The organism is Paraburkholderia solitsugae (assembly GCF_013177695.1).
GTDB lineage: Bacteria > Pseudomonadota > Gammaproteobacteria > Burkholderiales > Burkholderiaceae > Paraburkholderia > Paraburkholderia solitsugae.
Map to the genome: position 1 here is coordinate 1 of NZ_WOEY01000147.1, position 23,998 is coordinate 23,998.

Sequence of the window (23,998 nt, forward strand, 5' to 3'; positions counted from 1 at the left end):
GCCAGGCAGCACTTTATCAGCGTGCGGTTAAGGATCTGGCCGCCGCGCTTGACGACGCCGAAGGTATCGGTCGCAAGGGTGTAGTGTTGAGCTTCCTGATGCGCTTCAAACAGATATGCAACCATCCGTCGCAATGGTTGGGCGACGCGGCGTGGAAGGCGCAAGACAGCGGCAAGTTCGCCCGCCTGCGCCAACTGGCCGAAGTCATTGCCGCCAAGCAGGAAAAGGTGCTGGTATTCACCCAGTTCCGCGAGACCACTGAGCCGCTCGCTGCATTTCTGGGTTCAATCTTTGGACGCGAAGGTCTGGTGCTCCATGGTGGCACCCCGGTAGCCAAGCGCCGCGCATTGGTCAAGCAATTCCAGGAAGATGAGCTGACGCCCTTCTTCGTGCTGTCGCTCAAGGCCGGCGGGGCGGGTCTGAATCTCACCGCCGCTTCGCATGTGATCCACTATGACCGGTGGTGGAACCCGGCCGTGGAAAATCAGGCGACTGATCGTGCGTTTCGTATCGGCCAGCAGAGGAACGTTCTGGTGCATAAGTTCATCTGCCGTGGCACGATCGAGGAGCGTATCGACCAGTTGATCGAAGCGAAGCAGCAATTGGTGAAGGACGTGCTAGAGGGCGGGGCGGAACTCCTGCTCACCGAGTTGAGCGATCGTGAATTGCTCGATCTCGTGAAGCTCGACGTTCATGCCGCGCAAGAAAATTGATCGTCAAGAGGAAGCGCAATGAGTTACGGGGGATGGAAGCCCTATGTCTCGGTCGCCGAGCGCAGAAAAAAGGCTGAACTGGCCGCCGCGAAGGCTAATAAGGCCGGTGCGGTCCTGTCGCCAATCGCGTCGTATCGCGGTGCCATCGCCAAGACGTTCTGGGGCAAGGCATGGTGCGACAATCTGGAAGGCTATAGCGACTATGCCAACCGCCTGCCGCGCGGCCGTACCTATGTGCGCAACGGTTCCGTGATCGACCTTCAGATTACGGCCGGCGAAGTCCGCGCGCAGGTAATGGGTTCGAGCCTCTACACGGTTGCTGTGACCGTGACGACGTGTCCTGAAAAGCAATGGCGAGCGATCGGAGCCGATTGCGCGGGGTCGATCGATTCGATCGTGGAACTCTTGCAGGGCAAGCTCTCAACAGCCGTGATGGAGCGCATCTGCAAACCTGGCACCGGTCTTTTCCCAGCGCCGAAGGAAATCAAGTTCAATTGCAGCTGCCCGGACTGGGCTTCGATGTGCAAGCACGTTGCTGCCGTGCTCTACGGCGTCGGCGCGCGGCTCGACCAGCAGCCAGAATTCCTTTTCGCCTTGCGGCGGGTCGATGCCAATGATCTTGTCAGTCAGGTCGGTGCCGGCCTGCCTAAATCGAGAAAACGCCCGGCTACCGGCAAGGTCCTCGACGACGCGTTGGTGGCCGATGTGTTTGGCATCGAGATGGCCGAAGCTTACCCATCGGTGAAGACTGCTGCCGGACGTACCAAGCCATCGGAAGGCAAGGTGACAGCAAAGAAGGCGGCCAAGTCTGCTGTCTCGACAACCCGGAAGCCAGCTGCGACCGCGAAGACTGTGGCGGACACGGACAATAAATCGGTAACAAAGAAGTTGCCAGTCAAGCCATCTGCTGGGCCACGTAAATCAACATCCAGCGACGTCGTTTCCGGTAAAGCAAACGTGGCGACCTCGCCTGCAACGCCGAAAAAGGCTGCAACAAGGAAGCGCGCCAGTGCTCAACCGGTGAAAAGTAAATCTCGCTAAACTCCGATTTCATCTCGCATGGCGACTCGGGAGACGATTGACGTCGATGAATGAAATTCTTCTCATCGGGAAACCCCGGCGTCTGGCGAAGTCTCCCGATCATGTTGAACGTCAGCGGACGTATCCGGTTCAGGATTTCACAGACCAGATTGGGGGTATTTTCAATACTTGGACGACCGCTTCGTGAACATTGCCAACAGCCGTAATGGCCGATCACTTGACGAGCGTGACCGTCGCGGAAGGTCCGTTGTCTGGGCGGAGCCGACGCTCGAATGTCCGTCTGAGAGCTCGATCGAACGACCGAAGATGGCCGGGTGCTGTCTCATGCGATGCGTATGTAGCTCGAAACTCGTGAGTAGTTGATCGGCTGCACGCGCCCGAGCGTCGCCGCCTTTCGTCACACGCCTTCGACGAGAACTGCGCGATAGCGCGCGCCCTTGAATCGGTGCTGCGCGACCTCCTGATACGCCGGGCTGTCGTACCACGCACGCGCGGCCGCTGTCGACGGAAACTCCACGATCACGACGCCCTCTGGCGCGTCGCCCTCAAGGACCTGCTGAGGTCCGTAGGCAGCGAGAATCTTGACAGGATGACCTTTGAAAGTCTCGCCCACCTTGCTCTGGTAGATGTCGAGCTCAACTTGATCCTGCGTGCTTTCCCTTGTGAAGACAATATAAGTCGCCATGACGTGCGCTCCCGCGGTGGTGTGAAGGTGCACACGATGATGACATGAAACCGCATTGGGCCTCGATACGCAGCGCCGGCGCGGATGCTAACCCGTCGCTTGGGCGAGAGAACCACCCGATCCTCGCGTCGGACGCATATCGGTATCGAGATGTGGCGCGGTGGCAGTAGGTTCGGTTTGTCTGTTGCCGCCCCTTTCGTCTGGCGGTGCCCGAGTAACCTCGCCCTAACTCCGTTTCCACACCCCGCTCATCGGTAGGGTCATGCCCTGAGGAAGTCTGTCAAGCTTTTTTCTTTAACGTCTAAATCTCGCTACGACGATCATCCCACGCCCGCCCGTGGACAACGACGCTGCCCACAGCACGAGGCTGTGGACAGCCGCCTGACGGCGGTTCCATCGTTGCCCACCGTCTCCCCGCGAGCTTCGCCTTCGGCCTGACGCGCCGCTGCGCGGCTTGCCCCAATCAGATAAAAGAACAGGCCACGGTCTTGACCTAAGCGCCCAGCGTGCCCAGAAGGCGCGAACCTCGTTTCCTGAGCACGTTGAGATACACAGTCTCGTTGTACGGCGTACGCGTTTGCCAGCATCGATACAGAATGCGGATCCACTTGAACGCGAGAGCCCTCACGGCGATGTGGTGCGAACTGCCCTTCGCGCGCTGCTGCCGGTAGTAGGCGCCCGCCCAGAATGAGCGTGGAATGGTCTGGGCGGCCCATTCCACGAAGGTCTGGCGCAGGAATTTCGGACACTGCAGGCGCCAGTGAACCCAGCTCTGTTTCCCGCTGCGCTCGGTCACCGGGGCAATACCCACGTACTTCTGCAGTTCATCAGCACTCCTGAACCGTTCCCGCTGCTCACCGAAGGCAGCCAGCAGGCGGGGGGCGAGCTGCGCGCCGGCACCCGGCAGGTTCTTGAACAGCGTATAGTCCGGCAGCGTGGGCGCTACCGCGGCGATCTCGTGCTCGAACTGCACGATTGCGGTCAGCACAGCGCGTAGCTGTGCAGCCAGTGCCAGCACGTGCAGCCTGCACGGACCGATGATCGCCGGATCTTCAGTCAGCGGTGCCGCCTCCCGGATCGATCCGATGCGGGCGCTGATCCGCCTAGCACTGCGACAGTGGTGTGCATGGAAGAATGCCTCAAGGGTCGCCGTGCGGGCCTGCCTGACCGAGCGCAGCGTCGGCCAGCGGTCGAGAAAGTCGCAGAACAGCAGCGTGCCCCGGTCATCGAACCATTCCAGCGCCTGCGGGTAATACTGCTTGAGCGTGTCGCACAGCCGATTGGTCAGGCGGGTCTGGTCGCCAACCAGCTGCCGGCGCCGTTCCACCAGGCTCACCAGTGTCCGCATCGCGGCGCTCTGCGGCCTCAAGGGACCGAAACGCTCCGGATGGTGCAGCAGGAGGTCAAGCGCGAGTTCCGCATCTTTCGGATCATTCTTGGCACCACTGGGCTGGAATGCCTCACGATACTTTGCCAGGGTCGCCGGATTGATCGGAAACAACACGAGGAAATCATACTTCTGAAGCGCCGCCACGATTGGCCCCTTGGCCAGTTCAAGGGCCACCGCAATCGGTCCGCCGAAGCGCCGGTGCAGCGCGTTTGCCCATTCGTCGATGGCCGCCACCCGGTGCGCAATGCAGCTCGACTCGCGACGGGGGGAGCCTGGTGCCTGAACGCAGATATCGTGCTTCGTGTCCGCCCAGTCGATACCGACATAGGCCGTGAATGGCTGCTCGGGTAGAAGCGACATGTGGGACCTCTGCAAGTAGTAGATTACGCAAAGGAACATGCATGCCTACGTCCGCCGAAGGCGATATAGCAAGCCGGTGCAACGGCAAACCCTGAGTATTCGTTTGGACGCAGGCGCACCCGTGAACTCGAAGCTGACCCTAGAAATGTCAGTACATTACGAGAACTTATTCGTAGCCCACGGGTGCATGTTCCGCCTTCGCTGGCAGCTACCTGTCAGCTGTGACCAGTATCACGGAAAGCAGGACAGACTACCTATATCGAGAACTGGCGCGCGCACCGGTAGGCGCCGGTGGTGATTCCCCCGCTTTCGCGATGGCCCGCAATCCGGCAACCATGGTCACGTTTCCAGCTCCCGCCACGTCGAACGCAGCGGGCCGGTTTCCGGCACTACGCTCTCCTGTGTGCTTCATGTCAAGATTTATGGGACCTATCATGCTGGGCGCGCTTTCGGTGCGGCAGCACGACGAACACGATAGCCGTTGAACAGCTTCAGTTCCTCGTACAGCCAACGCCTGCTCCACCGCTTCCAGCCGAAGCCGCGTCGATTCCGGGAGCGCCCCATGTGGCGCCTGATCTTCTTTTCTACCCAGTCTTTGATGAAGCTGAAGCACTCGCTCGAATGTCCAACGGCGAAGTAATTCACCCAACCGCGTAACACGGGATTGATCAGTTCTACCACCCGATCTACCGGCTGCGACTGGTATCGCCGAAACACCTCTTTGAGCTTGCGCAATAACGCCGTGCGCTTCTTCAGCTTTGGCGTATAGTGCCCCGCCACACCTCCCTCTGTACGCTGCGGAGTCGACGGAAGTCGAATCCCAGAAAGCCGAAGCTCTCTGAGCGGTCCAGATTAACGGTGCGGCTCTTCTCTTCATTGACCTCAACCTGCAGTTTGGCAAACTCTTCCCGAAGCCGCGTGGTCACCGCCCTCACCTTAGCAGCTATTGAAGACCTGCAGTCGGCAACCAAAGCAACATCGCAGGAGCAATTCGATCTCGCAGCATTCGTTGACGAGACAGTAGACGCGGAACAGCTTGATCAGGCGGTTGAAGTCTTGGCGGTCGGAACTAGACCGTTGTTAGTCTACGGCGTACCCCGCTTGCTCAAGCTCGCTCTACGCAACGGGCTACGTAATGCCGTCGACGCATCAAAAGAGGCCCAAACAATCGCTAAATCTCGCACTTTAGATACAGAACATCCAAATATTCCAGGTGTGGTGATCTCATGGGGCGTAACTGACATCGACTGTTGGATATCTGTCATCGATTCAGGCATCGGTCTACCGAATACAGACACGTTATGGTTTGAACTCGGAACAAGTACGAAACCACGTCACTCTGGGTTTGGACTAGCGATAGCGAAACAGGCGATGGAAACGATGGACGGGACTATAGGCTTAGAGCCGTCAAGCGGTGGCGGTGCGAAGTTTTCTCTTACGTGGCAGAGATCTCAATGAACGTTCTAATTGTCGAAGATAACCCCGATTACATCGATGTCCTATCGGAAATGACGTCAAGGCTGAGCGGGGACGCATACATATCTGTACGCACAGATGCAGAGTCGGCAAGCGCACTGATCCAAAAGGAATTCTTTGACCTGGTGGTGCTGGACATGAGTATTCCGGCACAAGCAGTCGACGCAACGGACAAACCGGCGCACGGCATGCTCGGGCTAGCAGAGGCTCAACAGAAATCGCCCGGAACTCCTATCCTCATCCTGACCGGTTCATCAGCTCGGGAATACGGCGAACATATAGAGGAACTCGTCAAGGGGGCGACGAAAGCCGATATATGGGGCAGCGCGGAAGAACTCGAAATGGTGAACTTCAGCCGTAAGCGAGACCTCCTGAGCTTCGAGGGGACGTTGGGCTCTTACATAAAGTCATACGAACAAACACGAGGTGTCGAACTAGATAGGGGTAGCTTGGAATTGCCCCTCACTTACGACCGACTTCTACGGATCTTTGCGCGCTCGATTGACGGTGCGACATGCACAGTCGCGAGTATTTCGGGCGTGCTCTCCGGCACACCCGTTTTTTTCGCCTGCATGTCCGAGACGCACAAGGAAATCTTACGCAAAGCGTCGTGTGCAAATTGGGCGAATTGTCGAGCGTCCTTGACGAAGCTACCCGTTACGACAAATTTGCCAACCGCCTGCCTCCAGCCGCAACGCCACGCAAAGTCAGAGTTCAGCGCTGGGGGGCCGCAGGGGACGCTGGGGTGTTCTATCAACTGGCAAGCGGATATGACGAAAACGTGTTTTCGATTTTGCACGACGGCTCTCGAATCGTAGAAACGATCAACGAACTCAAACGCATGATGGACCCGTGGGCGAGAGGTCAAGAACGCAGGCATTTTTCGGACATCAGGAGGATCGAGATTTCCGATGCCGATTTTGCTTACGTTCGTGGTGAACTAAATTTTGACTGGATCGGTTCTCTCGAAAATCAAATGGTGCAGACGAGCTGGTCATGTACGCACGGAGATTTGCACGGGGCCAATATTTTGGTTGACCAGAAGTCGATGCCCATATTGATCGACTTCGGGGATATGTCCGATGGCCCGGCTACACGCGATCCGATAACGCTAGAGCTAAGCGCCCTTTTCCACGTCGATGGACCAATGAAAGGATCTGGATGGCCTGGCGATTCTGCCAGTTCGGTATTTTTGGACATCAACACCTATCTTAAAAACTGCCCATCGCCGGAGTTTGTTAAGGCATGTCGAACATGGGCCGATGCAAGGTCTGTCAGCAAGCGTGAAATACTTGCTGTCGCGTACGCTTATCTGGTTCGGCAGCCGAAATATCCGGACACCGATAAGGACCTTATCCGAGGACTTTTGCAAGGGGTACGAGTTGCCTTTGAGCGTACGTAGCCCTGATATGAAGGGCGACCGTGATTCGTAGAAGCGAAACCTCGGCTGCTAGAAATTGAGGCGTACAACAACGGACAAGATCCAACGGAGCTTCTTGTCGACGCCCGGCAGCGGCGGTTATCTTAGGACGCAGCTCAGTTTTGCCGTGTACAAGTCTCTCATAGCAGGCAGCCCTCTTTTACGGTGACGCGATGCCCTTCTCACATCAACGTATGGGGAGTTGCGACCACCCTTACAGAACTTCTTTCGTTCCTGCCCCTATGGTTTAACGGCCGGATTGATGCTGTATCGATTGAAGCGCACCACCTCCTCGCCGATCCGATCATTAAGCTGCGCGAATCGACGCTGCAACGGCTCGATTTCGTTACGCCCGAATACCTCGGCGGCTGTTTCGGCCGCACCAAACCCGCCCGTATTGCTCGGCACGATCCCCATGAGCTGCGGCGGGATACGATGCGCCGCGAGCAAGTCGTCGCGCGTCACATTCTTGATATTGAAAAACTCGTCTTTCGCCGTGACCTCGGAAACGGGAATGAGCTGAATGCCGTCTTTCTTGCCGTTCGGCGCGTACATAAACAGGTTTCGGAAATTGCCCGGCCCCTTGCTGTTTTTCAACGCTGCGCGCATGTCGTCGACATCGGTTTGCGACTGTGCCGCATCCGTCATGTACAGGATGAAACCCGCATGCGAACCATTCTCGTAATACCGCCGGCGAAATAGCGTCGCCGACTCGTTCAACCATGCCGCGTGCAGCGCGCCGAGATATTCGGGCAAGCCGTACACCTCCTGGTTAATGTCCGGCTCCATCAAGTGATGCACGGTCCCGGCCGCGAACTCGTGCGACACCTGCCACCCGTTGACCTGATAAAAGCGCTGCAGGTCCGCCGCGCGGCGCATGTACTTGGCCGGCGCACGCTCGAACGCGAGCGGCCCGCCTAGCCGGTTCTTTCGCAGCTCAAGATACCCATTGCCGAACGTGAGGAAATCGAGCGCCCACTTATCGAACACCTCGCGCGTGAGCAACCTGTGCGGAATGAACGTCGCCGATAGCACGTTGCGTTTGAAGTAGATCGCGGAGCCGTGATGGACACCGGCGCGGAATGTCTTAGCCAGGCCCGACCAGGACACCGGCGGCTCGAACCAGTTTCCGGCCGACCAGGTTTCGACGTAATCCAGAATCTCGGCGCGATCCATCACCGGCACGGGGTCGCCGAAGGTGAAGGCCTCGGCCCTCGGCGCCGTCGACGGTGCGGCCGGCGTCGGCGGTGCGGCGGCAGCTCCCGAAGAAACGGAAACCCGAGCATGTTGAAAGCGTGTTTGTGTACCACGGCAGCCCGGTCTACCAGACCGTGACGGCCGCGTGGAAAAAGGCGCTGAAGCGCGTCGGCATCCGCGACTTCCGCTGGCACGATCTGCGCCATACGTGGGCGAGCTGGCATGTGCAGCGCGGTACGCCTATCCAGGTGCTGAAGGAGCTGGGACGATGGGAAACGATGGAAATGGTGCAGCGCTATGCCCACCTGTCGGCCGATCATCTGTCGCAGTGGGTGCATGCGATAACCGAAGTGCCGGCGAAGCTACACCTGGCCGCAGTGTAGGTGCAATTTAGGTGTAATTCGGGGGGAGCGGGAACGGGTGAATCCGTTGGAACCCTTGTCAGACTTGGTGCGCCCGGCTGGGATCGAACCAGCAACCCCTGCCTTCGGAGGGCAGTACTCTATCCATTGAGCTACGGGCGCTTCAACACGAAAGCGCGGCAACCTGAACAGGAGCGACGCCAAAGCGAGACCGAAAGGATACCCGGTTTCGGCCAAACCGTCCACCGGACGGCCTATATGACGGGATCGAGCGCCTGTTGCCCGCAATCCAGGCAATGCCGGCCGCGCCCCGCGATGCGGGTAAACGCCTGCTGAACACCTCGCCGCGCCCCTCGCCGCCGCTGAAATGTTGCGTCTATAATCGTCCGTGCCTGATTAAAGAACAAGAAGTTGCCGTCACGCTGTACCGCTCACATACCCACGGAGACGAGACAAGCATGAGCGAAGCACCACACGGAGCCCCAATCAAAACCCCCGGGCAGCTCATTGCCGCGATCATTGCCAGTTTTGCGGTACCGATCGTCATCATCGTTCTGCTAGTGATCTACGTCGATAACTCGACGCGCACAGGCGCTGGCACAGACAGTCTTTCCCAAGCCGAGGTCAGCGCGCGCATCAAACCGCTCGCCCAGGTCGACATTCGCGACGCCAATGCTCCACGCGTCTACAAAACGGGCGAAGAGGTCTACAAGGCCGTTTGCTCCGCCTGTCACGCAGCGGGTGCGGCAGGCGCGCCGAAATTCACCAACACCGCCGACTGGGCGCCGCGCATTGCGCAGGGCTTCGACACGTTGTGGCACACGGCGCTCACCGGCAAGGGCGCGATGCCCCCGCGCGGCGGCACCAGCCCGGACGACTACAGCGACTTCGAAATCGCCCGTGCGGTGGTCTACATGGCGAACAATTCTGGCGGGAGTTTCCCTGAACCGGCGCAACCGGCAGCGGGTGCGGCAGCCGCCGCCTCGGGCGCTGCCGCCGCCGCGCCGGCGGGTGCTTCGGACGCAGGCGCCGCACAAGCCGCTGCCGCGATGGCAGCCATGGCCAGCGTGCCGCAAGCGGCTGCACCGGCAGCCGGCGGGGCACAAAGCGCAGACGCCTCGCAAGCCGGCAAGGCGCTGTATCAGCAGGTTTGCCAGGCGTGTCACGCGGCCGGCGTGCTGAACGCACCGAAGTTCGGCGACAAGGACGCGTGGGCGCCTCGCCTGAAAGACCCGATGGACACGATCTACAACTACGCACTGCACGGCAAGGGGGCGATGCCGCCCAAAGGCGGCTCGACAGCCTCCGATGCGGACGTGAAGGCCGCCGTCGACTACATGGTCAGCGCGGCGAAGTAAGGCGCTCCCGGCGGTTGTCGCAGAACAAAAAAATCCCTGCACCGTGGCGACACGGGCAGGGATTTTTTCTTCAAGGCTTCTGCAACAGCGCCTTCAAACTCGCGAGCCGGTCTTTCGGTGACATCGGCGCTTCTTCGGGGGTCGGCGGCGGCGCATCGTCGAGCAGCATCTCGGGGATGAAGCGTGACGGCTCGCACACCACGGTTTCGCGTGCGCGCTTGCGCTTCTTGCACCAGTTCAGATGCAGGCTGCGCTGCGCACGCGTGATCGCGACGTACATCAGACGACGCTCTTCCTCGATGCGCGCGTCGTCGATCGGCTCGTCGTCCGGGCCGCCGCGGTGCGGCATGATGCCTTCTTCGACGCCCACCAGAAACACGTGCGGATACTCCAGCCCCTTCGACGCGTGCACCGTCGAGAGCCGCACGGCGTCCGGATCTTCTTCGCGGCCTTCGAGCATCGACATCAGAGCGACAGTCTGGATCAGGCCGAGCAGACTCTTGCCGGTGTCGCCGAGGCCGTCGGCGGTGTCGTAGCCGGTTGCCTCGCTCTTCTCCGAACCCTCGGGCTCAGCCTTGGTGCCTTTGCGCTTCAACCATTCCATGAACTCGAGCACGTTCTGCCACTTGGACTGCGCCTGACGTTCGTCGAACGCGTCGTACAGATAGGCTTCGTAGTGGATCGCGTCCATCAGTTCGTCGAGCAGCGTGCCGGCGGCATCCTTCTCGGCGCGATCGGTGAGGCGCTGCATGAAGTCGCAAAATACACGCATCGGTTCAATCTGACGCGGTGACAGGCGCGCCTCGATGCCGCCCATATACACCGCTTCGAACAGCGACACCTTCGCCTGGCCCGCAAACGAGCCGAGCGCTTCGAGCGTCGTATTGCCGACGCCGCGGCGCGGTGTGGTGATCGCGCGGATGAACGCCGGGTCGTCGTTCGCGTTGGCGATCAGGCGCAAATACGCGCAGATATCCTTGATCTCGGCTTTGTCGAAGAACGACTGCCCGCCCGACAGCACATACGGAATCCGTTCACGACGCAGCACCTGTTCGAAGATGCGCGCCTGAAAGTTGCCGCGGTACAAAATCGCGTAGTCGCGGAAATTCGCGCGCCGCTCGAATTTGTGCGCGGACAGGCGGAACACAACAGACTCGGCCTCGTGCTCTTCGTCGTTGCAAGGTGTGACGGTGATCGTGTCGCCCATGCCGTGTTCGGACCAGAGCTTCTTTTCGAACAGCTTCGGGTTGTTCGCGATCACGTTGTTCGCGGCGGTCAGAATGCGCACCGTCGAACGGTAGTTCTGCTCGAGCTTGATCAGATGCAGCTTCGGAAAATCCTTGCTGAGCTGCCCGAGATTTTCGAGCGTTGCGCCGCGCCAGCCATAGATCGCCTGATCGTCGTCGCCGACCGCCGTGAACGCCGCGCGCTTGCCGGCCAGCAGTTTCACCAGTTCGTACTGGCAGGCGTTGGTGTCCTGATACTCGTCGATCAGCAGATAGCGCAGCTTGTTCTGCCAGCGGTCGCGCACCTGCTCGTTCTTCTCGAAGAGTTCGGCAGGCAGACGGATCAGGTCGTCGAAATCGACCGCCTGATACGCATGCAGCGTCGCCACGTAATTACGGTAGACGATCGCGGCCTGATGTTCGTCCTCGTTCGCGGCGATCGCGATCGCCTGCTCGGGCATGACCATGCCGTTCTTCCACAGCGAGATGATCGACTGGATCTTGCGGATGAAGCCCTTGTCCGTCGAGCCGACCTGTTCCTGGATCAGGCCGAAGCAGTCATCGGAATCCATGATCGAGAACTGCGGCTTCAGGCCGACGTGTTCCGCTTCCTGCCGCAGAATCTGCACGCCGAGCGAGTGGAAGGTGCAGACCGTCAACTGGTTGACGGGCACTTTGCGGCCTTCCTTGCCGGGCGTGGTGAGCGTCTTGCCTTCGAGCAGCTTGCCGACGCGCTCGCGCATTTCCAACGCGGCCTTGTTCGTGAACGTGACGGCGGCGATGTGGCGCGGCTCGAAGCCTTTGGCTTCGATCAGGTGGGCGATTTTCTGCGTGATCACGCGCGTCTTGCCGCTGCCTGCGCCGGCGAGCACGAGACACGGACCGTCAAGATAACGGACCGCTTCATTTTGAGCGGGGTTCAGGCCTGCGGACATCGTCTGTGGATGGGTAATGCGGTTGAGGGCGCTTGGGTTCGAAATCGCGAGACCGAAGGCCCGGGGGCATGCTGCACGGGGCGGGCGGCTGGAACAGACAACTCGCGTGGCAGCGAGGGCGTTCCGGCTCGCTGCGTTCCCGCGCGAGAGGAGCGATGTTAACACGGATGACCGCGACGGACGACCGCGTCGGATGCCCAGGCCGATGACGCCGCTCGCCACCGTGGCTAAGGAGCGCGCCAAGGCCGGCGCGGGTCGTCTCAACGAACGGCTGCGCCCGACACCCTGGCAGACTGTCACTGACAGCCTCCGCACCAATGCTGACAGCCCGCCTTCGGGACATGCCACAATTACAGTGTTGCGCGCCGTCGCCGCAGTGGCAAAGCGGCGCGCCGTTTTTGCAGGAAGACACGCATGTCCGCATCGCTGAAGATTGGATTGATGGGTTACGGTTTTGCTGGCGCGACCTTTCATGCGCCGGTGATCGAGCACTGCGGGCGAGCGAGCATCGCGGCCATCGCGACGAGTCAGCCCGAGCACGCGCTGGCCGATTACCCGCACGCGAAGGTGGTGGCCGATCTCGACGCGCTGCTGGCGCTCGAAGAAGTCGAGTGCGTCGTGATCGCGACGCCCAATGACACGCACTTCGACCTGGCGCGCCGCGCCCTGGAGGCGGGCAAGCACGTGGTGGTCGACAAGCCGGTTACCCTGACTGCCGCGGATGCCCACACGCTTGCCAACATTGCACTCGCCCGGGGCAAGCGGTTCGTGCCCTTTCACAACCGCCGCTGGGACGGTGACTTTCTGACCGTGCGGGATCTGCTGGCCAGCAGAGAATTGGGCCGCATCACGCAATACGAATCGCATTTCGACCGTTTCCGCCCGGAGGTTCGGCAGCGGTGGCGCGAAGAGACTTCGCGCGGCGGCGGTCTGCTGCTCGACCTTGGACCGCACCTGATCGATCAGGCGTTGGCGTTGTTCGGCGCACCGCAGACCGTATCCGCGACGGTTCGGACCCATCGCGAGCAGGCCAGCGCGCCGGACTACGTGCATATTCAACTAGGGTACGGCGAGTTCGAAGTGGTGTTGCATGCCAGCGCGTTGACTGCGCTAGTCGCGCCGAGGTTTGCGATTCACGGCACGCAGGGGAGCTACGTGAAATACGGGCTCGATACGCAGGAAGATCAGTTGAAAGCGGGCTTGCGGCCTGGCGACGAGGGGTTCGGCGCCGACAATACGGCGGGGGTAGTGCGTGTGCTCGAAGGCGATCAGGAAGTCGAGCGGGCGGTGCCTACGCGTAACGGGGAGTATGTTGGCTTTTATATTGCGCTGGCGGACACCATTCAGAATGGCGTGAAATTCCCGGTCAGCGCTCAGGATGCGGTCGACGTGATGACGATTATCCAGCTTGCTGCCCGGAGTTCCGAGGAAGGTACCCGGCTTCCGTTTGAGCGTATTCGCTGACTTTTCCCTCCGCTACGGAGCGCTTTGGGCGCCCTTTGGCGGTAGCACACCGACCATGCCGCCGCCAAAGGGAAAAAGTCCTGACAAGCCCGAAAGGAACATAACGTTACAAATAACTCCGCCTCCCTGGTCAGCGCGAATCCCGGATAATCCGTTGCTACCCCAGTAGCACCACAAAATGACAACGACTTCCGGAGAGTCCATGCCCCGTATCGCCCGCGCAGTAGCAGCATGCGCATTGCTCAGCTCCCTGGCCGCCTGCGTGGTGGCCCCCCAGCAACCCGCGCCGGCACCGGCACCGCGTCCTAACCCGCAGCAAATCGCGGATGAGCGCCTCCATCAGGTCGACGGCCGTATCGACAACCTGAGCCGCCGCATTGACGCGCACGTCAACCAAGGCTACTACCCGCCCCCGCAAGGCGGCGCGTTGCATCACCGCCTCGACGTGATCCGTCAGGAAGCGCACGACATGGCAGCGCAACACGGCGGCGGCCTGTCCGGCGACGAACAGCGCGTGCTGAACCAGGAACTGGACAACGCGGCACACGCCATCGGCGAATAACCGCGCCGGTTCAGGCACTGCAGCAAAGAAGCGCGGGCATCACGTCCCGCGCTTTTTTTTTAACTTTCGCGAGCCCGCAGCGCCAACCCCCGCGCCCCTTGCGGGCCTTTATTTGACAAGCCCCCGGCCCTCGCGTACATTCGCCGCACGCGTCGGGAGAGCGTGCTGGCCGCAGAGAATCGCAGGCCGCGCCGCCGAAGGGGCACACCCGCAAACTCTCAGGCAAAAGGACCGACTGCGTCGAAAAACCCGCGCCCAGGCAACATCAGGGCATCGGTTTTTCGCACTCTGGAGAGCGGCAGTAGCCGTCTGCATTGAGCAGACTTTGGCAGGCTGCCCACCGAAGGGGCGCGCGCTTCACCGTGGCGATCACGGCTTCAACATCGCACGGCAGCGCAATCTCTCAGGTATCGAGGACAGAGGGGTCATGCAACGCAATCGCTCGCAGCCAGCAGGCCGCGAGGCGTAGTGCCGCATGGCCTTTTTTGTTTCGCGAGACGCCTGAGGCCCCATGACCGAACTCAAACACACCCCGCTCAACGCCACCCATCGTGCGCTTAACGCCCGCATGGTCGATTTCGGCGGCTGGGACATGCCCGTCAACTACGGCTCGCAGATCGACGAACACCGCGCCGTGCGCACCGACGCCGGCATGTTCGACGTCTCGCACATGTGCGTCGTCGATTTCACCGGCGAACGCGTGCGGCCCTTTTTCGAACATGCGCTTGCCAACAATGTCGGCAAGCTGCAAACGCCGGGCCGCGCGCTCTACTCCTGTCTGCTGAACCCGAATGGCGGCGTGATCGACGATCTGATCGTCTACTACTTCAGCGAGACGCACTTCCGCCTGGTCGTCAACGCCGGTACCGCCGAGAAAGACGTCGCCTGGTTCAGCAAGCTCAACGCCGAAGGCAGCTACGGCCTGACCATCACGCCGCGCCGCGATCTGGCGATCGTCGCCGTGCAGGGCCCGAACGCCCGCGATAAGGTCTGGCAAGTCGCGCCGTCCAGCCGCACCTCGACCGAACTCCTTAAGCCGTTTAACGCCGCGATCGTCGACAACACGCCGTTTGGCGAATTGATGATTGCCCGCACCGGCTACACCGGCGAAGACGGCTTCGAAATCGTCCTGCCCGCAACGTCCGTCTGCGAGTTCTGGGACGCATTGGTACGTCAAGGCGTGCGCCCCGCCGGTCTCGGCGCGCGCGACACGCTGCGTCTCGAAGCCGGCATGAACCTGTACGGCCAGGATATGGACGACAACGTCTCGCCGCTCGACGCCGGCCTCGCCTGGACCGTCGATCTGACCTCGCCCCGCGACTTCGTCGGCAAAAGCAAGCTCGAAGCCGATGGCTCACAGGCCTCGTTCGTCGGTCTGATCCTGCTGAAGGAAAACGGCAAGGCGGCAGGCGTGCTGCGTGCTCACCAGAAAGTCGTCACGCCGCAGGGCGAAGGCGAAATCACCAGCGGCACTTTTTCCCCCACGATGCAGGAATCGATCGCCTTCGCGCGCGTGCCGAAAGGCGTGCAGCCAGGCGACACCGTTCACGTCCAGATTCGTGACAAAAACGTACCCGCAAGCGTGGTAAAACTGCCGTTCGTACGCAACGGCAAAGTGCTCGCAGTTTAAGCAGCCGGCGCGTGCGTTTACCTTTTTAAGTTCATACCGAATAACACCGCATAGGAGCATCCGATGAGCATCCCGGCCGATCTGAAATACACCGAATCGCACGAGTGGGTCCGCACCGAAGCGGACGGCACGCTGACGGTCGGCATCACCGACCACGCGCAGGAAGCGCTCGGCGATATCGTCTTCTTCGAAGTCCAGGAACTGGGCAAGACCGTCGACGCTGGCGACACCGTCGCCGTGATCGAATCGGTAAAAGCCGCTTCCGATATCTACGCGCCGGTTTCGGGCGAAATCATCGAAGCGAACCCGGCCGTCGCCGACACGCCGGACGGCGTCAACAGCGCACCGTACGAGAACTGGCTCTTCAAGATCAAGCCGGCCGCGGGCGCATCGCTTGACCGCCTGATCGACGCGGACGCGTACTCGAAGGCGATCGGCGCCTGATTCACCGCACGTTGCACCATTACGTTTAAACCCGACAGGCGCGGCGCGTCCGATTCAACCGTCGAACGGACGCCCGCACCGGCAGGAACACCTCATGAAGCTCGAACACCCGGATCGTCTGATGAACCGCACTCCTCTCTCGCTCGCCGCGCTCGAAGTGCATGATGCCTTCGCTGAACGGCACATCGGCCCGGATTCGGCCGACCAGCATGCGATGCTCGAAGCCCTCGGCTTCGCGTCGCGCGCCGCGCTGATCGACGCCGTCATTCCGAAGACGATCCGCCGCACCGAAACGCTGCCGCTCGGCCCCTTCGCCCAGCCGAAGAGCGAAGCCGAAGCGCTCGCCGCACTGCGTGAGCTGGCGGACAAGAACCAGGTGTTCCGCTCGTACATCGGGCAGGGTTATTACAACGCGCACACGCCGACGGTGATCCTGCGTAACGTGCTGGAAAATCCGGCGTGGTACACCGCCTACACGCCGTATCAGCCGGAAATCTCGCAGGGCCGTCTGGAGGCGCTGCTGAACTTCCAGCAGATGATCGTCGACCTCACCGGTCTGGCGATCTCGAACGCCTCGCTGCTCGACGAAGCAACCGCTGCCGCCGAAGCGATGACGCTGCTGCAACGCATCGGCAAGCCGAAGTCGAACGTGTTCTACGTCGCCGACGACGTGCTGCCGCAAACCATCGAAGTGGTGAAGACGCGCGCCACGCCGGTCGGCATCGAAGTAAAAGTCGGCCCGGCAGCGGATGCGGCGAACGCGAATGCGTTCGGCGTGCTGTTGCAATACCCGGGCGTGAACGGCGATGTGCGCGACTACCGCGCACTTGCTGATGCCATCCACGCAGCGGGCGGCCACGTGGTGGTCGCCGCCGACCTGCTCGCGCTGACCGTGCTCACGCCGCCGGGCGAATGGGGTGCGGACGTGGCCGTCGGCAACACGCAGCGTTTCGGCGTGCCGGTTGGTTTCGGCGGCCCGCACGCGGCTTACCTCGCTGTGCGCGACGAATTCAAGCGCCAGATGCCGGGCCGTCTGGTCGGCGTGACCGTCGATGCCCAAGGCAATCCGGCGTTGCGTCTGGCTCTGCAAACGCGCGAACAACATATCCGCCGCGAAAAGGCGACCTCGAACGTGTGTACCGCGCAAGCGCTGCTCGCGATCATGGCCAGCATGTACGCCGTCTACCACGGCCCGCATGGTCTGAAGACGATCGCGCTGCGCGTGAACCGTATCGCGGCGCTGCTCGCAGCCGGCGCGAAGAAGCTCGGTTACACGCTCGTCAACGACACATTCTTCGACACGCTCACGTTCGAAACCGGCTCACGCACCCAGGCGCTGCATGACGCGGCGACGGCCAAGCGCATCAATCTGCGCCGCGTGAGCGACACGCGCGTCGGCATCTCGATCGACGAAACCACCAAGCGCAGCGATCTGGCCGATCTGCTCGCGGCATTTGCGCAAGCGGCATTTGTCGAAGAAGTCCCGCAAATCGACGCCCTCGACGCAGAACTCCCCGCCGAGAACAGCGTGCCCGCCGCGCTCGAACGCACCAGCGCGTACCTCACGCACCACGTGTTCAACCGCCACCATTCGGAAACGGAAATGCTGCGCTACCTGCGCAGCCTCTCCGACAAGGATCTGGCACTCGACCGCTCGATGATCCCGCTCGGCTCCTGCACCATGAAGCTGAACGCGACCTCGGAAATGCTGCCGGTCACGTGGCCCGAATTCGGTCAGATTCACCCGTTTGCTCCGGCTGAGCAAACGGTCGGCTACCGCGAAATGATCGATCAGCTCGAACAGATGCTGGTCGCGGCCACCGGCTACGCAGCCGTGTCGCTGCAGCCGAATGCCGGCTCGCAAGGTGAATACGCGGGTCTCTTGATCATTCACGCGTACCACGCATCGCGCGGCGAAGGCCACCGCAATGTCTGCCTGATTCCCGCTTCGGCGCACGGCACGAACCCGGCGTCGGCGCAAATGGCCGGCATGCAGGTCGTCGTCGTCGCTTGCGACGCGCAAGGCAACGTCGATATCGCCGATCTGCAGAAGAAGGCCGATCAGCACGCCGACAAGCTCGCGGCGATCATGATCACGTACCCGTCCACACACGGCGTGTTCGAATCGAACGTCCGCGAAATCTGCGAGATCGTGCATGCGCACGGCGGCCAGGTCTACGTCGACGGCGCGAACATGAACGCGATGGTCGGCCTGTGTGCGCCGGGCCAGTTCGGCGGCGACGTCTCGCACCTGAATCTGCACAAGACCTTCTGCATTCCGCACGGCGGCGGCGGACCGGGCGTTGGTCCGGTCGCGGTCGGCGCGCATCTCGCGCAATTCCTGCCGAATCAGATTTCGTCGGGCTATGAACGCACGCCGAACGGTATCGGCGCCGTGTCGGGCGCACCGTACGGTTCCGCGTCGATCCTGCCGATTTCGTGGATGTACATCGCGATGATGGGCGCGAAGAACCTCACGGCTGCCACCGAAACCGCGATTCTCAACGCGAACTACGTCGCGAACAAACTCGCGCCGCATTACCCGGTGCTGTACTCGGGCCCAGGCGGACTGGTTGCGCACGAGTGCATTCTCGATCTGCGTCCGATCAAGGAAACCAGCGGCATCACCGTCGACGACGTCGCCAAGCGTCTCGCCGACTACGGCTTCCACGCACCGACCATGAGCTTCCCGGTGCCGGGCACGCTGATGGTCGAGCCGACCGAATCGGAATCGAAGGAAGAGCTCGACCGCTTCATCGAAGCGATGATCGCGATCCGCGAGGAAATTCGCGCCGTGGAAGAAGGCCGCTCGGATCGCGAAGACAATCCGCTGAAGCACGCGCCGCATACGGCGGCGGTGGTCATCGCCAACGACTGGAAGCACGCCTATGCGCGCGAAACCGCGGCGTATCCGCTGCCCACGTTGATCGCGAAGAAGTACTGGCCGCCGGTCGGCCGTGCGGACAACGTGTACGGCGACCGCAATCTGTTCTGCTCCTGCGTGCCGATCGCCGACTACGAGTAAGCGTGGCCGCCAACCGCGCATCGCCTGAAGGTTGTAAGCAGGCGTTGCGCGGTTCTGTCGCTTGTCACTGCAAACGGCTAACATCACACACCGAATCAGCCTAACGAGGAGTTTCGCATGGCGCGAAAGGTGCGATGGATGCAAAGCCGGACCGAAGCAAGGCGAGCCCAGACGTGGCAGCAGGCTTGCACACTGTTGTTGGCAGGCGCAGCGGTGCTGCTGCCGCTGCGGCAGGCGCAAGCCGCGATGAATTTTTGTGCAGCGCCCGCGCTGCAAACCAGCGAGCGCACGAATTCCGATCCGGGCGTCAAAGCACTGGTGAGCAATGTGCAGGCGCATCTGAACGACCCGCCGCATGCGGTGGCGAAATTGCATACCGAAGGCACGTTGCCGCACGAGGGCATCTACGATCAAAGCGTCGAGGCGGAGAAGGATCTCGATCTGCTGCGCGACGCCGCGCTCGCCTGGCGCGCGACCAGCGAGGACCGGTATCTGAAGCTGGTCGACCGCCTGCTGTATGCGTGGGTCACGACTTATCAACCCAGTTTCAATCCGATCGACGAAACCCATTTCGAAGGCCTGATCCTCGCCTATGACATGACCGCGAGCGCGCTGCCGGTGAAAACGCGCAACGCATCGATGGCGTTCCTGACCAAGCTCGCGAGCGGCTATATCGAGCAGATCGACGCGCAGCCACGGCCGCTCAAGGGCACGTTCAAGAACAATTGGCAAAGCCACCGGATCAAGCTGATCGCGATGGCCGCGTTCACGCTCGATAACCGCAAGATGATCAACGCGGCGCAGCGTTTGTTCGACGAGCATATCGGCGACAACATCGCGCCGGACGGCTCAACGGTGGACTTCGCCGAGCGCGATGCATTGCATTACGTCACCTACGACCTGCAGCCGCTCGTGACCGCCGCGCTCGCCGCGCGCCGCCACAACCGCAACTGGTTGCCGGAGAAGGGGGCAAACGGCGCGTCGCTGCAAGCCGCACTGAACTGGCTCACGCCGTATGCGGACGGCAGCAGGACGCATGAAGAATTCGCGCATTCGAGCGTTCCGTTCGATGCCAAACGTCGCGAGGCCGGTTTGCCCGGCTATTCGGGTCAATGGGATCCGAAAAACGCGACAGAACTGTTTCACCTGGCGGCGCGTCTCGATGGACGCTATACGCCGATCGCGCTGCAGCTCGCACCGACGCCGCCCGCGTGGCTCGCCGTGTGTTTACCGCTGCCGGCGCGCTAAACTTACTTTTATCAGCAGGGAGCAGTAAATGGCAGTTAGCGTGTTTGACCTCTTCAAAATCGGCATTGGTCCGTCCAGTTCGCATACGGTCGGGCCGATGCGTGCGGCGCTGATGTTCGCGCAAGGGCTCGAACGCGATGGGCTCCTTGAGGCGACGGCATCGGTGAAAGTGGATTTGTACGGCTCGCTCGGTGCGACCGGCAAGGGGCACGGCACCGATCGCGGCGTGATGCTCGGCTTGATGGGCGATGCGCCTGACACGGTCGATCCGGACACGATCGCGCAGCGTCTGGAAGCGGTGAAGGCGTCGCGCAAGCTCGCCTTGCTCGGCACGCACGACGTGCCGTTCGTCCAGAAAGATCACATTTCGTTTTATCGCCAGGCGCTGTCGGAGCATCCGAACGGCCTGAAGCTGCGTGCGTTTGATGCGCAGGGCGAGACGCTGCGCGAGTCGACGTATCTGTCGGTGGGCGGCGGTTTTGTGGTGACGGCGGGCGCGCCGAACACGAAGGTGCTAAGCGCCGTCGAACAATTGCCGCATTCGTTCCGCAGCGGCAACGAATTGCTCGCGCTGTGCGACTCGACCGGTAAGAGCATCGCGCAGTTGATGTGGGAAAACGAGCGCGTCTGGCATACGGAAGAAGAGACGCGTACGGGCTTGCTGAAGATCTGGAACGTGATGCAATCGTGCGTGGCGCGCGGTTGCGGCATCAACAATCCGGATGCCGATGGTACGTTGCCCGGTCCGTTCCAGGTGAAGCGCCGTGCGCCGCAGTTGTATCGCGCGTTGTCGGGCAATCCTGAGCTGGCGCTGCGCGACCCACTGTCGATGGTCGACTGGATCAATCTCTACGCCATCGCCGTGAATGAAGAAAACGCGGCGGGCGGGCGCGTGGTCACGGCCCCGACCAATGGCGCGGCCGGCATCATTCCCGCCGTGCTGCATTACTACACGCGCTTCATGCCGGGCTCGAACGAGCAAGGCGTGATCGACTTCCTGCTGACGGCCGCGGCCATCGGCATTCTGTACAAGCTGAACGCGTCGATTTCGGGCGCGGAAGTGGGGTGCCAGGGCGAGGTCGGCGTGGCCTGTTCGATGGCCGCGGGTGCGCTCGCGGCGGTGATGGGCGGCACGCCTGCGCAAGTCGAGAACGCGGCCGAGATCGGCATGGAGCATAACCTCGGGCTGACCTGCGACCCGGTCGGCGGGATGGTGCAGATTCCGTGTATCGAGCGCAATGCGATGGGCTCGGTGAAGGCCGTCAATGCCGCGCGAATGGCGCTACGCGGTGACGGCACCCATTACGTGTCGCTGGACTCGGTGATCAAAACGATGATGCAGACCGGCGCGGATATGAAGACCAAGTACAAGGAAACCTCGCGCGGCGGGTTGGCGGTGAATATTGTGGAGTGTTGAGGGCGCAGGATTTGTGCGGCAGGTTATGCAGATAATGACGCGGGCTTCGGCCCGCGTTTTTTGTGCCCTGTTCGTTTCTGCGCTTGTTTCCCAGCATCGACGCCCCTGCGCGCGGTTGCGCTGCGCCGTGACACGGCCTGCGGCATCGGCGTAAGCTGTGGGCGCGCCCATCGGTCCGTTCGCCGACGCGGCCTCAGCCGAACTCAGAACACCACGACCGCACCCACGTAATAACGCACTGTCTGGAGGCTTCATCGCAATGTCGCAGCCGAATGCTCCCGTTTCCGCTTCCCTTTCCAGCGCCGCCGCCCAAACCACCGGCGCGCGTCTCGTCGTTGATGCCTTGCTGACGCACGGCGTCGAACGTGTTTTCTGTGTTCCTGGTGAGAGCTTTCTCGCCGTACTCGATTCGCTGCACGACGAGACCGAACGCATTCAGACCATCGTCTGTCGTCACGAAGCGGCCGCAGCAAACATGGCCGAAGCAGTCGGCAAATTGACCGGCCGCCCGGGTGTTGCGATCGTCACGCGCGGACCCGGTGCGACGCATGCGTCAATCGGCGTGCACACCGCGTTTCAGGATTCGACGCCGATGATCCTGCTGATCGGCCAATGCGCACGTGAGCATCTCGATCGCGAGGCCTTCCAAGAAATCGACTACCGGCGCATGTTCGGGCAGATGGCCAAATGGGTCGCGCAGATTGACGATCCGAAGCGCATTCCCGAATATCTGAGCCATGCGTTTCACACGGCAACGTCGGGACGTCCGGGGCCAGTCGTGTTGTCGTTGCCGGAAGATGTGTTGAGCGACGCGTGTGAAGCCGTCGCCGGTGCACCTACGTATAAGCGTGTGGCAGCGTCGCCATCTGCCGCGCAGATGGAAGAACTGCGTCAATTGCTGGAAGGCGCGCAACGGCCAATGGTGATCGCCGGCGGCAGCGGTTGGACGCCTGCAGCATGTGCCGATCTCCAACGCTTCATTGAAAATTGGCAATTGCCGATTGGCCTCGCGTTCCGCTTTCAGGACACGCTCGACAACGAACATCCGAACTATGCGGGCGACGTCGGCCTCGGCATCAACCCAGCGCTTGCTCAACGCATCCGCGATGCGGACCTGCTACTCACGCTCGGCCCACGGCTAGGCGAAGCAACGACAAACGGCTACACGCTACTCGACATTCCGAAGACCAAGCAGACGCTGGTGCATGTGCATCAAGGCGCGGAAGAACTCGGGCGCGTGTATGCGGCGGATCTGCCGATTGTCTCTGGGATGCCCGAGCTGGCAGCACTGCTTGCGGCGCTAAAGCCGTCTTCCGGCAAGCCCGCATGGGCCGGTGCGGCGGAGGAAGCGCATCAAGCGTATCTCGAGTGGCGCAAACCACGTCAGATTCCTGGCGACGTGCAAATGGGCGAAGTAATCCAGCAGTTGCGCGCGCATCTACCGGAAGACGCGATCCTCACAAACGGTGCGGGCAACTACGCAACGTGGCTGCATCGGCATTTCTCTTATCGGCATTTCCGCTCGCAACTTGCGCCGACCAGCGGCGCAATGGGCTACGGTGTACCGGCGGCGATCGCGGCGAAGTCGATGTATCCGCAACGCGCGGTGGTCGCGCTCGCCGGTGACGGCTGTTTCATGATGTCCGCGCAAGAACTCGCGACGGCGATGCAGTACGACCTGCATGTGATTTTTATCGTCGTGAATAACAGCCACTTCGGCACGATCCGGATGCATCAGGAACGGCACTATCCGAATCGTGTGCATGGCACGGGTCTCACGAATCCGGACTTTGCGGCATTCGCGAGGTCGTTCGGCGCACACGGAGAGACAGTGGAGCGGACTGAAGATTTTCTGCCGGCGTTGCAGCGTTCGATGGAAGCCAAGCGTGCAGCGGTGATCGAGATTCGCATGCCGCAGGAGGCAAGCACGCCGGGCGCGACGTTGGAACAGATTCGGGAGCAGGGGAGGAAGTTGCGAGGGGAATAATGAAGTTGCGTTGCGACCGGCACGCATAGCGAAGCACCAAAGAAAAAGCCCTGCGGCT

Annotated in this window: 18 protein-coding genes, 1 tRNA gene, 2 pseudogenes and 2 riboswitches; of the genes and pseudogenes, 15 read left to right on the top strand and 6 right to left on the bottom strand. The window is 61.4% G+C overall.

Going from position 1 to position 23,998, the window contains the following annotated elements; genetic code table 11:
* Together GNZ12_RS37255 and GNZ12_RS37260 are read left to right on the top strand one after the other, a co-directional pair.
* Positions 1-713: DEAD/DEAH box helicase (locus GNZ12_RS37255; RefSeq protein ID WP_172317143.1), on the top strand; the 713-nt coding region annotated here is incomplete at its 5' end.
* 18 nt (positions 714-731) lie between these two features.
* Positions 732-1,754: an SWIM zinc finger family protein gene (locus GNZ12_RS37260; RefSeq protein WP_172317113.1), complete on the top strand. Its 1,023-nt coding sequence runs from the start codon at positions 732-734 to the stop codon at positions 1,752-1,754.
* A 397-nt stretch (positions 1,755-2,151) separates the two neighbouring features.
* Here the strand turns inward: GNZ12_RS37260 and GNZ12_RS37265 are convergent, their stop codons facing one another.
* From GNZ12_RS37265 to GNZ12_RS37275, 3 genes are all read right to left on the bottom strand, one after another.
* Complete coding sequence (locus GNZ12_RS37265; RefSeq protein ID WP_172317115.1) at positions 2,152-2,439, bottom strand: DUF1330 domain-containing protein; 288 nt, start codon at positions 2,437-2,439, stop codon at positions 2,152-2,154.
* A 493-nt stretch (positions 2,440-2,932) separates the two neighbouring features.
* Complete coding sequence (locus tag GNZ12_RS37270) at positions 2,933-4,189, bottom strand: IS110 family RNA-guided transposase (RefSeq protein ID WP_172317117.1); 1,257 nt, start codon at positions 4,187-4,189, stop codon at positions 2,933-2,935.
* Positions 4,190-4,621: 432 nt separating this feature from the next.
* Positions 4,622-4,969: a group II intron maturase-specific domain-containing protein gene (locus tag GNZ12_RS37275; protein WP_216673510.1), complete on the bottom strand. Its 348-nt coding sequence runs from the start codon at positions 4,967-4,969 to the stop codon at positions 4,622-4,624.
* A gap of 138 nt (positions 4,970-5,107) precedes the next feature.
* Here GNZ12_RS37275 and GNZ12_RS37280 point away from each other — a divergent pair, with 138 nt between their 5' ends.
* The 3 genes and pseudogenes from GNZ12_RS37280 to GNZ12_RS45410 all read left to right on the top strand — a co-directional run bounded on the left by GNZ12_RS37280 (position 5,108) and on the right by GNZ12_RS45410 (position 7,067).
* Entirely contained in the window at positions 5,108-5,647 is a 540-nt protein-coding gene (locus tag GNZ12_RS37280; protein ID WP_172317119.1) for a sensor histidine kinase, read from the top strand.
* A pseudogene (locus GNZ12_RS45675) lies at positions 5,644-5,931 on the top strand (response regulator); the annotation flags it as partial. The gene GNZ12_RS37280 and the pseudogene GNZ12_RS45675, both read left to right, overlap by 4 nt.
* Positions 5,932-6,179: 248 nt before the next feature.
* Positions 6,180-7,067 (top strand): phosphotransferase, encoded by an 888-nt coding sequence (locus GNZ12_RS45410; RefSeq protein ID WP_328806121.1) that lies wholly within the window; start codon positions 6,180-6,182, stop codon positions 7,065-7,067.
* Positions 7,068-7,325: 258 nt separating this feature from the next.
* On the opposite strand, the gene GNZ12_RS37295 is transcribed toward GNZ12_RS45410, so the two are convergent.
* Complete coding sequence (locus GNZ12_RS37295; protein WP_235994009.1) at positions 7,326-8,261, bottom strand: phage portal protein; 936 nt, start codon at positions 8,259-8,261, stop codon at positions 7,326-7,328.
* Between the two features lie 74 nt (positions 8,262-8,335).
* On the opposite strand from GNZ12_RS37295, the pseudogene GNZ12_RS37300 reads away from it, so the two are divergent.
* Positions 8,336-8,665, top strand: a pseudogene (locus GNZ12_RS37300) (tyrosine-type recombinase/integrase); the annotation flags it as partial.
* A gap of 65 nt (positions 8,666-8,730) precedes the next feature.
* Here GNZ12_RS37300 and GNZ12_RS37305 read toward each other — a convergent pair.
* Positions 8,731-8,806: transfer RNA gene (locus tag GNZ12_RS37305), tRNA-Arg, on the bottom strand.
* A 296-nt stretch (positions 8,807-9,102) separates the two neighbouring features.
* Here GNZ12_RS37305 and GNZ12_RS37310 point away from each other — a divergent pair.
* Positions 9,103-10,002: a c-type cytochrome gene (locus GNZ12_RS37310; protein ID WP_172317125.1), complete on the top strand. Its 900-nt coding sequence runs from the start codon at positions 9,103-9,105 to the stop codon at positions 10,000-10,002.
* 70 nt (positions 10,003-10,072) lie between these two features.
* Here GNZ12_RS37310 and GNZ12_RS37315 read toward each other — a convergent pair whose 3' ends face one another.
* On the bottom strand, positions 10,073-12,163 hold the full coding sequence (locus GNZ12_RS37315; RefSeq protein WP_172317127.1) for a UvrD-helicase domain-containing protein: 2,091 nt from the start codon (positions 12,161-12,163) through the stop codon (positions 10,073-10,075).
* 414 nt (positions 12,164-12,577) lie between these two features.
* On the opposite strand from GNZ12_RS37315, the gene GNZ12_RS37320 reads away from it, so the two are divergent.
* The 8 genes from GNZ12_RS37320 (at position 12,578) to GNZ12_RS37355 (ending at position 23,940) form a co-directional block, all read left to right on the top strand.
* Complete coding sequence (locus GNZ12_RS37320) at positions 12,578-13,627, top strand: oxidoreductase (protein WP_172317129.1); 1,050 nt, start codon at positions 12,578-12,580, stop codon at positions 13,625-13,627.
* Between the two features lie 202 nt (positions 13,628-13,829).
* Positions 13,830-14,189: a hypothetical protein gene (locus GNZ12_RS37325; RefSeq protein ID WP_172317131.1), complete on the top strand. Its 360-nt coding sequence runs from the start codon at positions 13,830-13,832 to the stop codon at positions 14,187-14,189.
* A gap of 143 nt (positions 14,190-14,332) precedes the next feature.
* A riboswitch (glycine riboswitch) is annotated at positions 14,333-14,433 on the top strand.
* 34 nt (positions 14,434-14,467) lie between these two features.
* A riboswitch (glycine riboswitch) is annotated at positions 14,468-14,619 on the top strand.
* 81 nt (positions 14,620-14,700) lie between these two features.
* On the top strand, positions 14,701-15,819 hold the full coding sequence (gcvT, locus tag GNZ12_RS37330) for a glycine cleavage system aminomethyltransferase GcvT (protein WP_172317133.1): 1,119 nt from the start codon (positions 14,701-14,703) through the stop codon (positions 15,817-15,819).
* Positions 15,820-15,882: 63 nt separating this feature from the next.
* Complete coding sequence (gene gcvH, locus GNZ12_RS37335; RefSeq protein ID WP_172317135.1) at positions 15,883-16,263, top strand: glycine cleavage system protein GcvH; 381 nt, start codon at positions 15,883-15,885, stop codon at positions 16,261-16,263.
* A 94-nt stretch (positions 16,264-16,357) separates the two neighbouring features.
* Complete coding sequence (gene gcvP / locus GNZ12_RS37340; RefSeq protein WP_172317137.1) at positions 16,358-19,288, top strand: aminomethyl-transferring glycine dehydrogenase; 2,931 nt, start codon at positions 16,358-16,360, stop codon at positions 19,286-19,288.
* Between the two features lie 117 nt (positions 19,289-19,405).
* Positions 19,406-20,536 carry an alginate lyase family protein gene (locus GNZ12_RS37345; protein WP_172317139.1) on the top strand — a complete coding sequence of 377 codons (1,131 nt, stop codon included), beginning with the start codon at positions 19,406-19,408 and terminating at the stop codon, positions 20,534-20,536.
* Between the two features lie 28 nt (positions 20,537-20,564).
* Positions 20,565-21,953, top strand: coding sequence for an L-serine ammonia-lyase (locus GNZ12_RS37350; RefSeq protein WP_172317145.1), 1,389 nt, complete (start codon positions 20,565-20,567; stop codon positions 21,951-21,953).
* A gap of 259 nt (positions 21,954-22,212) precedes the next feature.
* Entirely contained in the window at positions 22,213-23,940 is a 1,728-nt protein-coding gene (locus GNZ12_RS37355; protein WP_172317147.1) for a thiamine pyrophosphate-binding protein, read from the top strand.
* Positions 23,941-23,998 lie beyond the last annotated feature (58 nt).

What these genes read in the sequence shown, in the direction of transcription:
- GNZ12_RS37260 (WP_172317113.1), top strand. Translation starts at nt 732, where the DNA reads ATGAGTTACGGGGGATGGAAGCCCTATGTCTCGGTCGCCGAGCGCAGA.
- GNZ12_RS37265 (WP_172317115.1), bottom strand. Translation starts at nt 2,439, where the DNA reads ATGGCGACTTATATTGTCTTCACAAGGGAAAGCACGCAGGATCAAGTT.
- GNZ12_RS37270 (WP_172317117.1), bottom strand. Translation starts at nt 4,189, where the DNA reads ATGTCGCTTCTACCCGAGCAGCCATTCACGGCCTATGTCGGTATCGAC.
- GNZ12_RS45410 (WP_328806121.1), top strand. Translation starts at nt 6,180, where the DNA reads ATGCACAGTCGCGAGTATTTCGGGCGTGCTCTCCGGCACACCCGTTTT.
- GNZ12_RS37295 (WP_235994009.1), bottom strand. Translation starts at nt 8,261, where the DNA reads ATGGATCGCGCCGAGATTCTGGATTACGTCGAAACCTGGTCGGCCGGA.
- GNZ12_RS37310 (WP_172317125.1), top strand. Translation starts at nt 9,103, where the DNA reads ATGAGCGAAGCACCACACGGAGCCCCAATCAAAACCCCCGGGCAGCTC.
- GNZ12_RS37315 (WP_172317127.1), bottom strand. Translation starts at nt 12,163, where the DNA reads ATGTCCGCAGGCCTGAACCCCGCTCAAAATGAAGCGGTCCGTTATCTT.
- GNZ12_RS37320 (WP_172317129.1), top strand. Translation starts at nt 12,578, where the DNA reads ATGTCCGCATCGCTGAAGATTGGATTGATGGGTTACGGTTTTGCTGGC.
- GNZ12_RS37325 (WP_172317131.1), top strand. Translation starts at nt 13,830, where the DNA reads ATGCCCCGTATCGCCCGCGCAGTAGCAGCATGCGCATTGCTCAGCTCC.
- gcvT (WP_172317133.1), top strand. Translation starts at nt 14,701, where the DNA reads ATGACCGAACTCAAACACACCCCGCTCAACGCCACCCATCGTGCGCTT.
- gcvH (WP_172317135.1), top strand. Translation starts at nt 15,883, where the DNA reads ATGAGCATCCCGGCCGATCTGAAATACACCGAATCGCACGAGTGGGTC.
- gcvP (WP_172317137.1), top strand. Translation starts at nt 16,358, where the DNA reads ATGAAGCTCGAACACCCGGATCGTCTGATGAACCGCACTCCTCTCTCG.
- GNZ12_RS37345 (WP_172317139.1), top strand. Translation starts at nt 19,406, where the DNA reads ATGGCGCGAAAGGTGCGATGGATGCAAAGCCGGACCGAAGCAAGGCGA.
- GNZ12_RS37350 (WP_172317145.1), top strand. Translation starts at nt 20,565, where the DNA reads ATGGCAGTTAGCGTGTTTGACCTCTTCAAAATCGGCATTGGTCCGTCC.
- GNZ12_RS37355 (WP_172317147.1), top strand. Translation starts at nt 22,213, where the DNA reads ATGTCGCAGCCGAATGCTCCCGTTTCCGCTTCCCTTTCCAGCGCCGCC.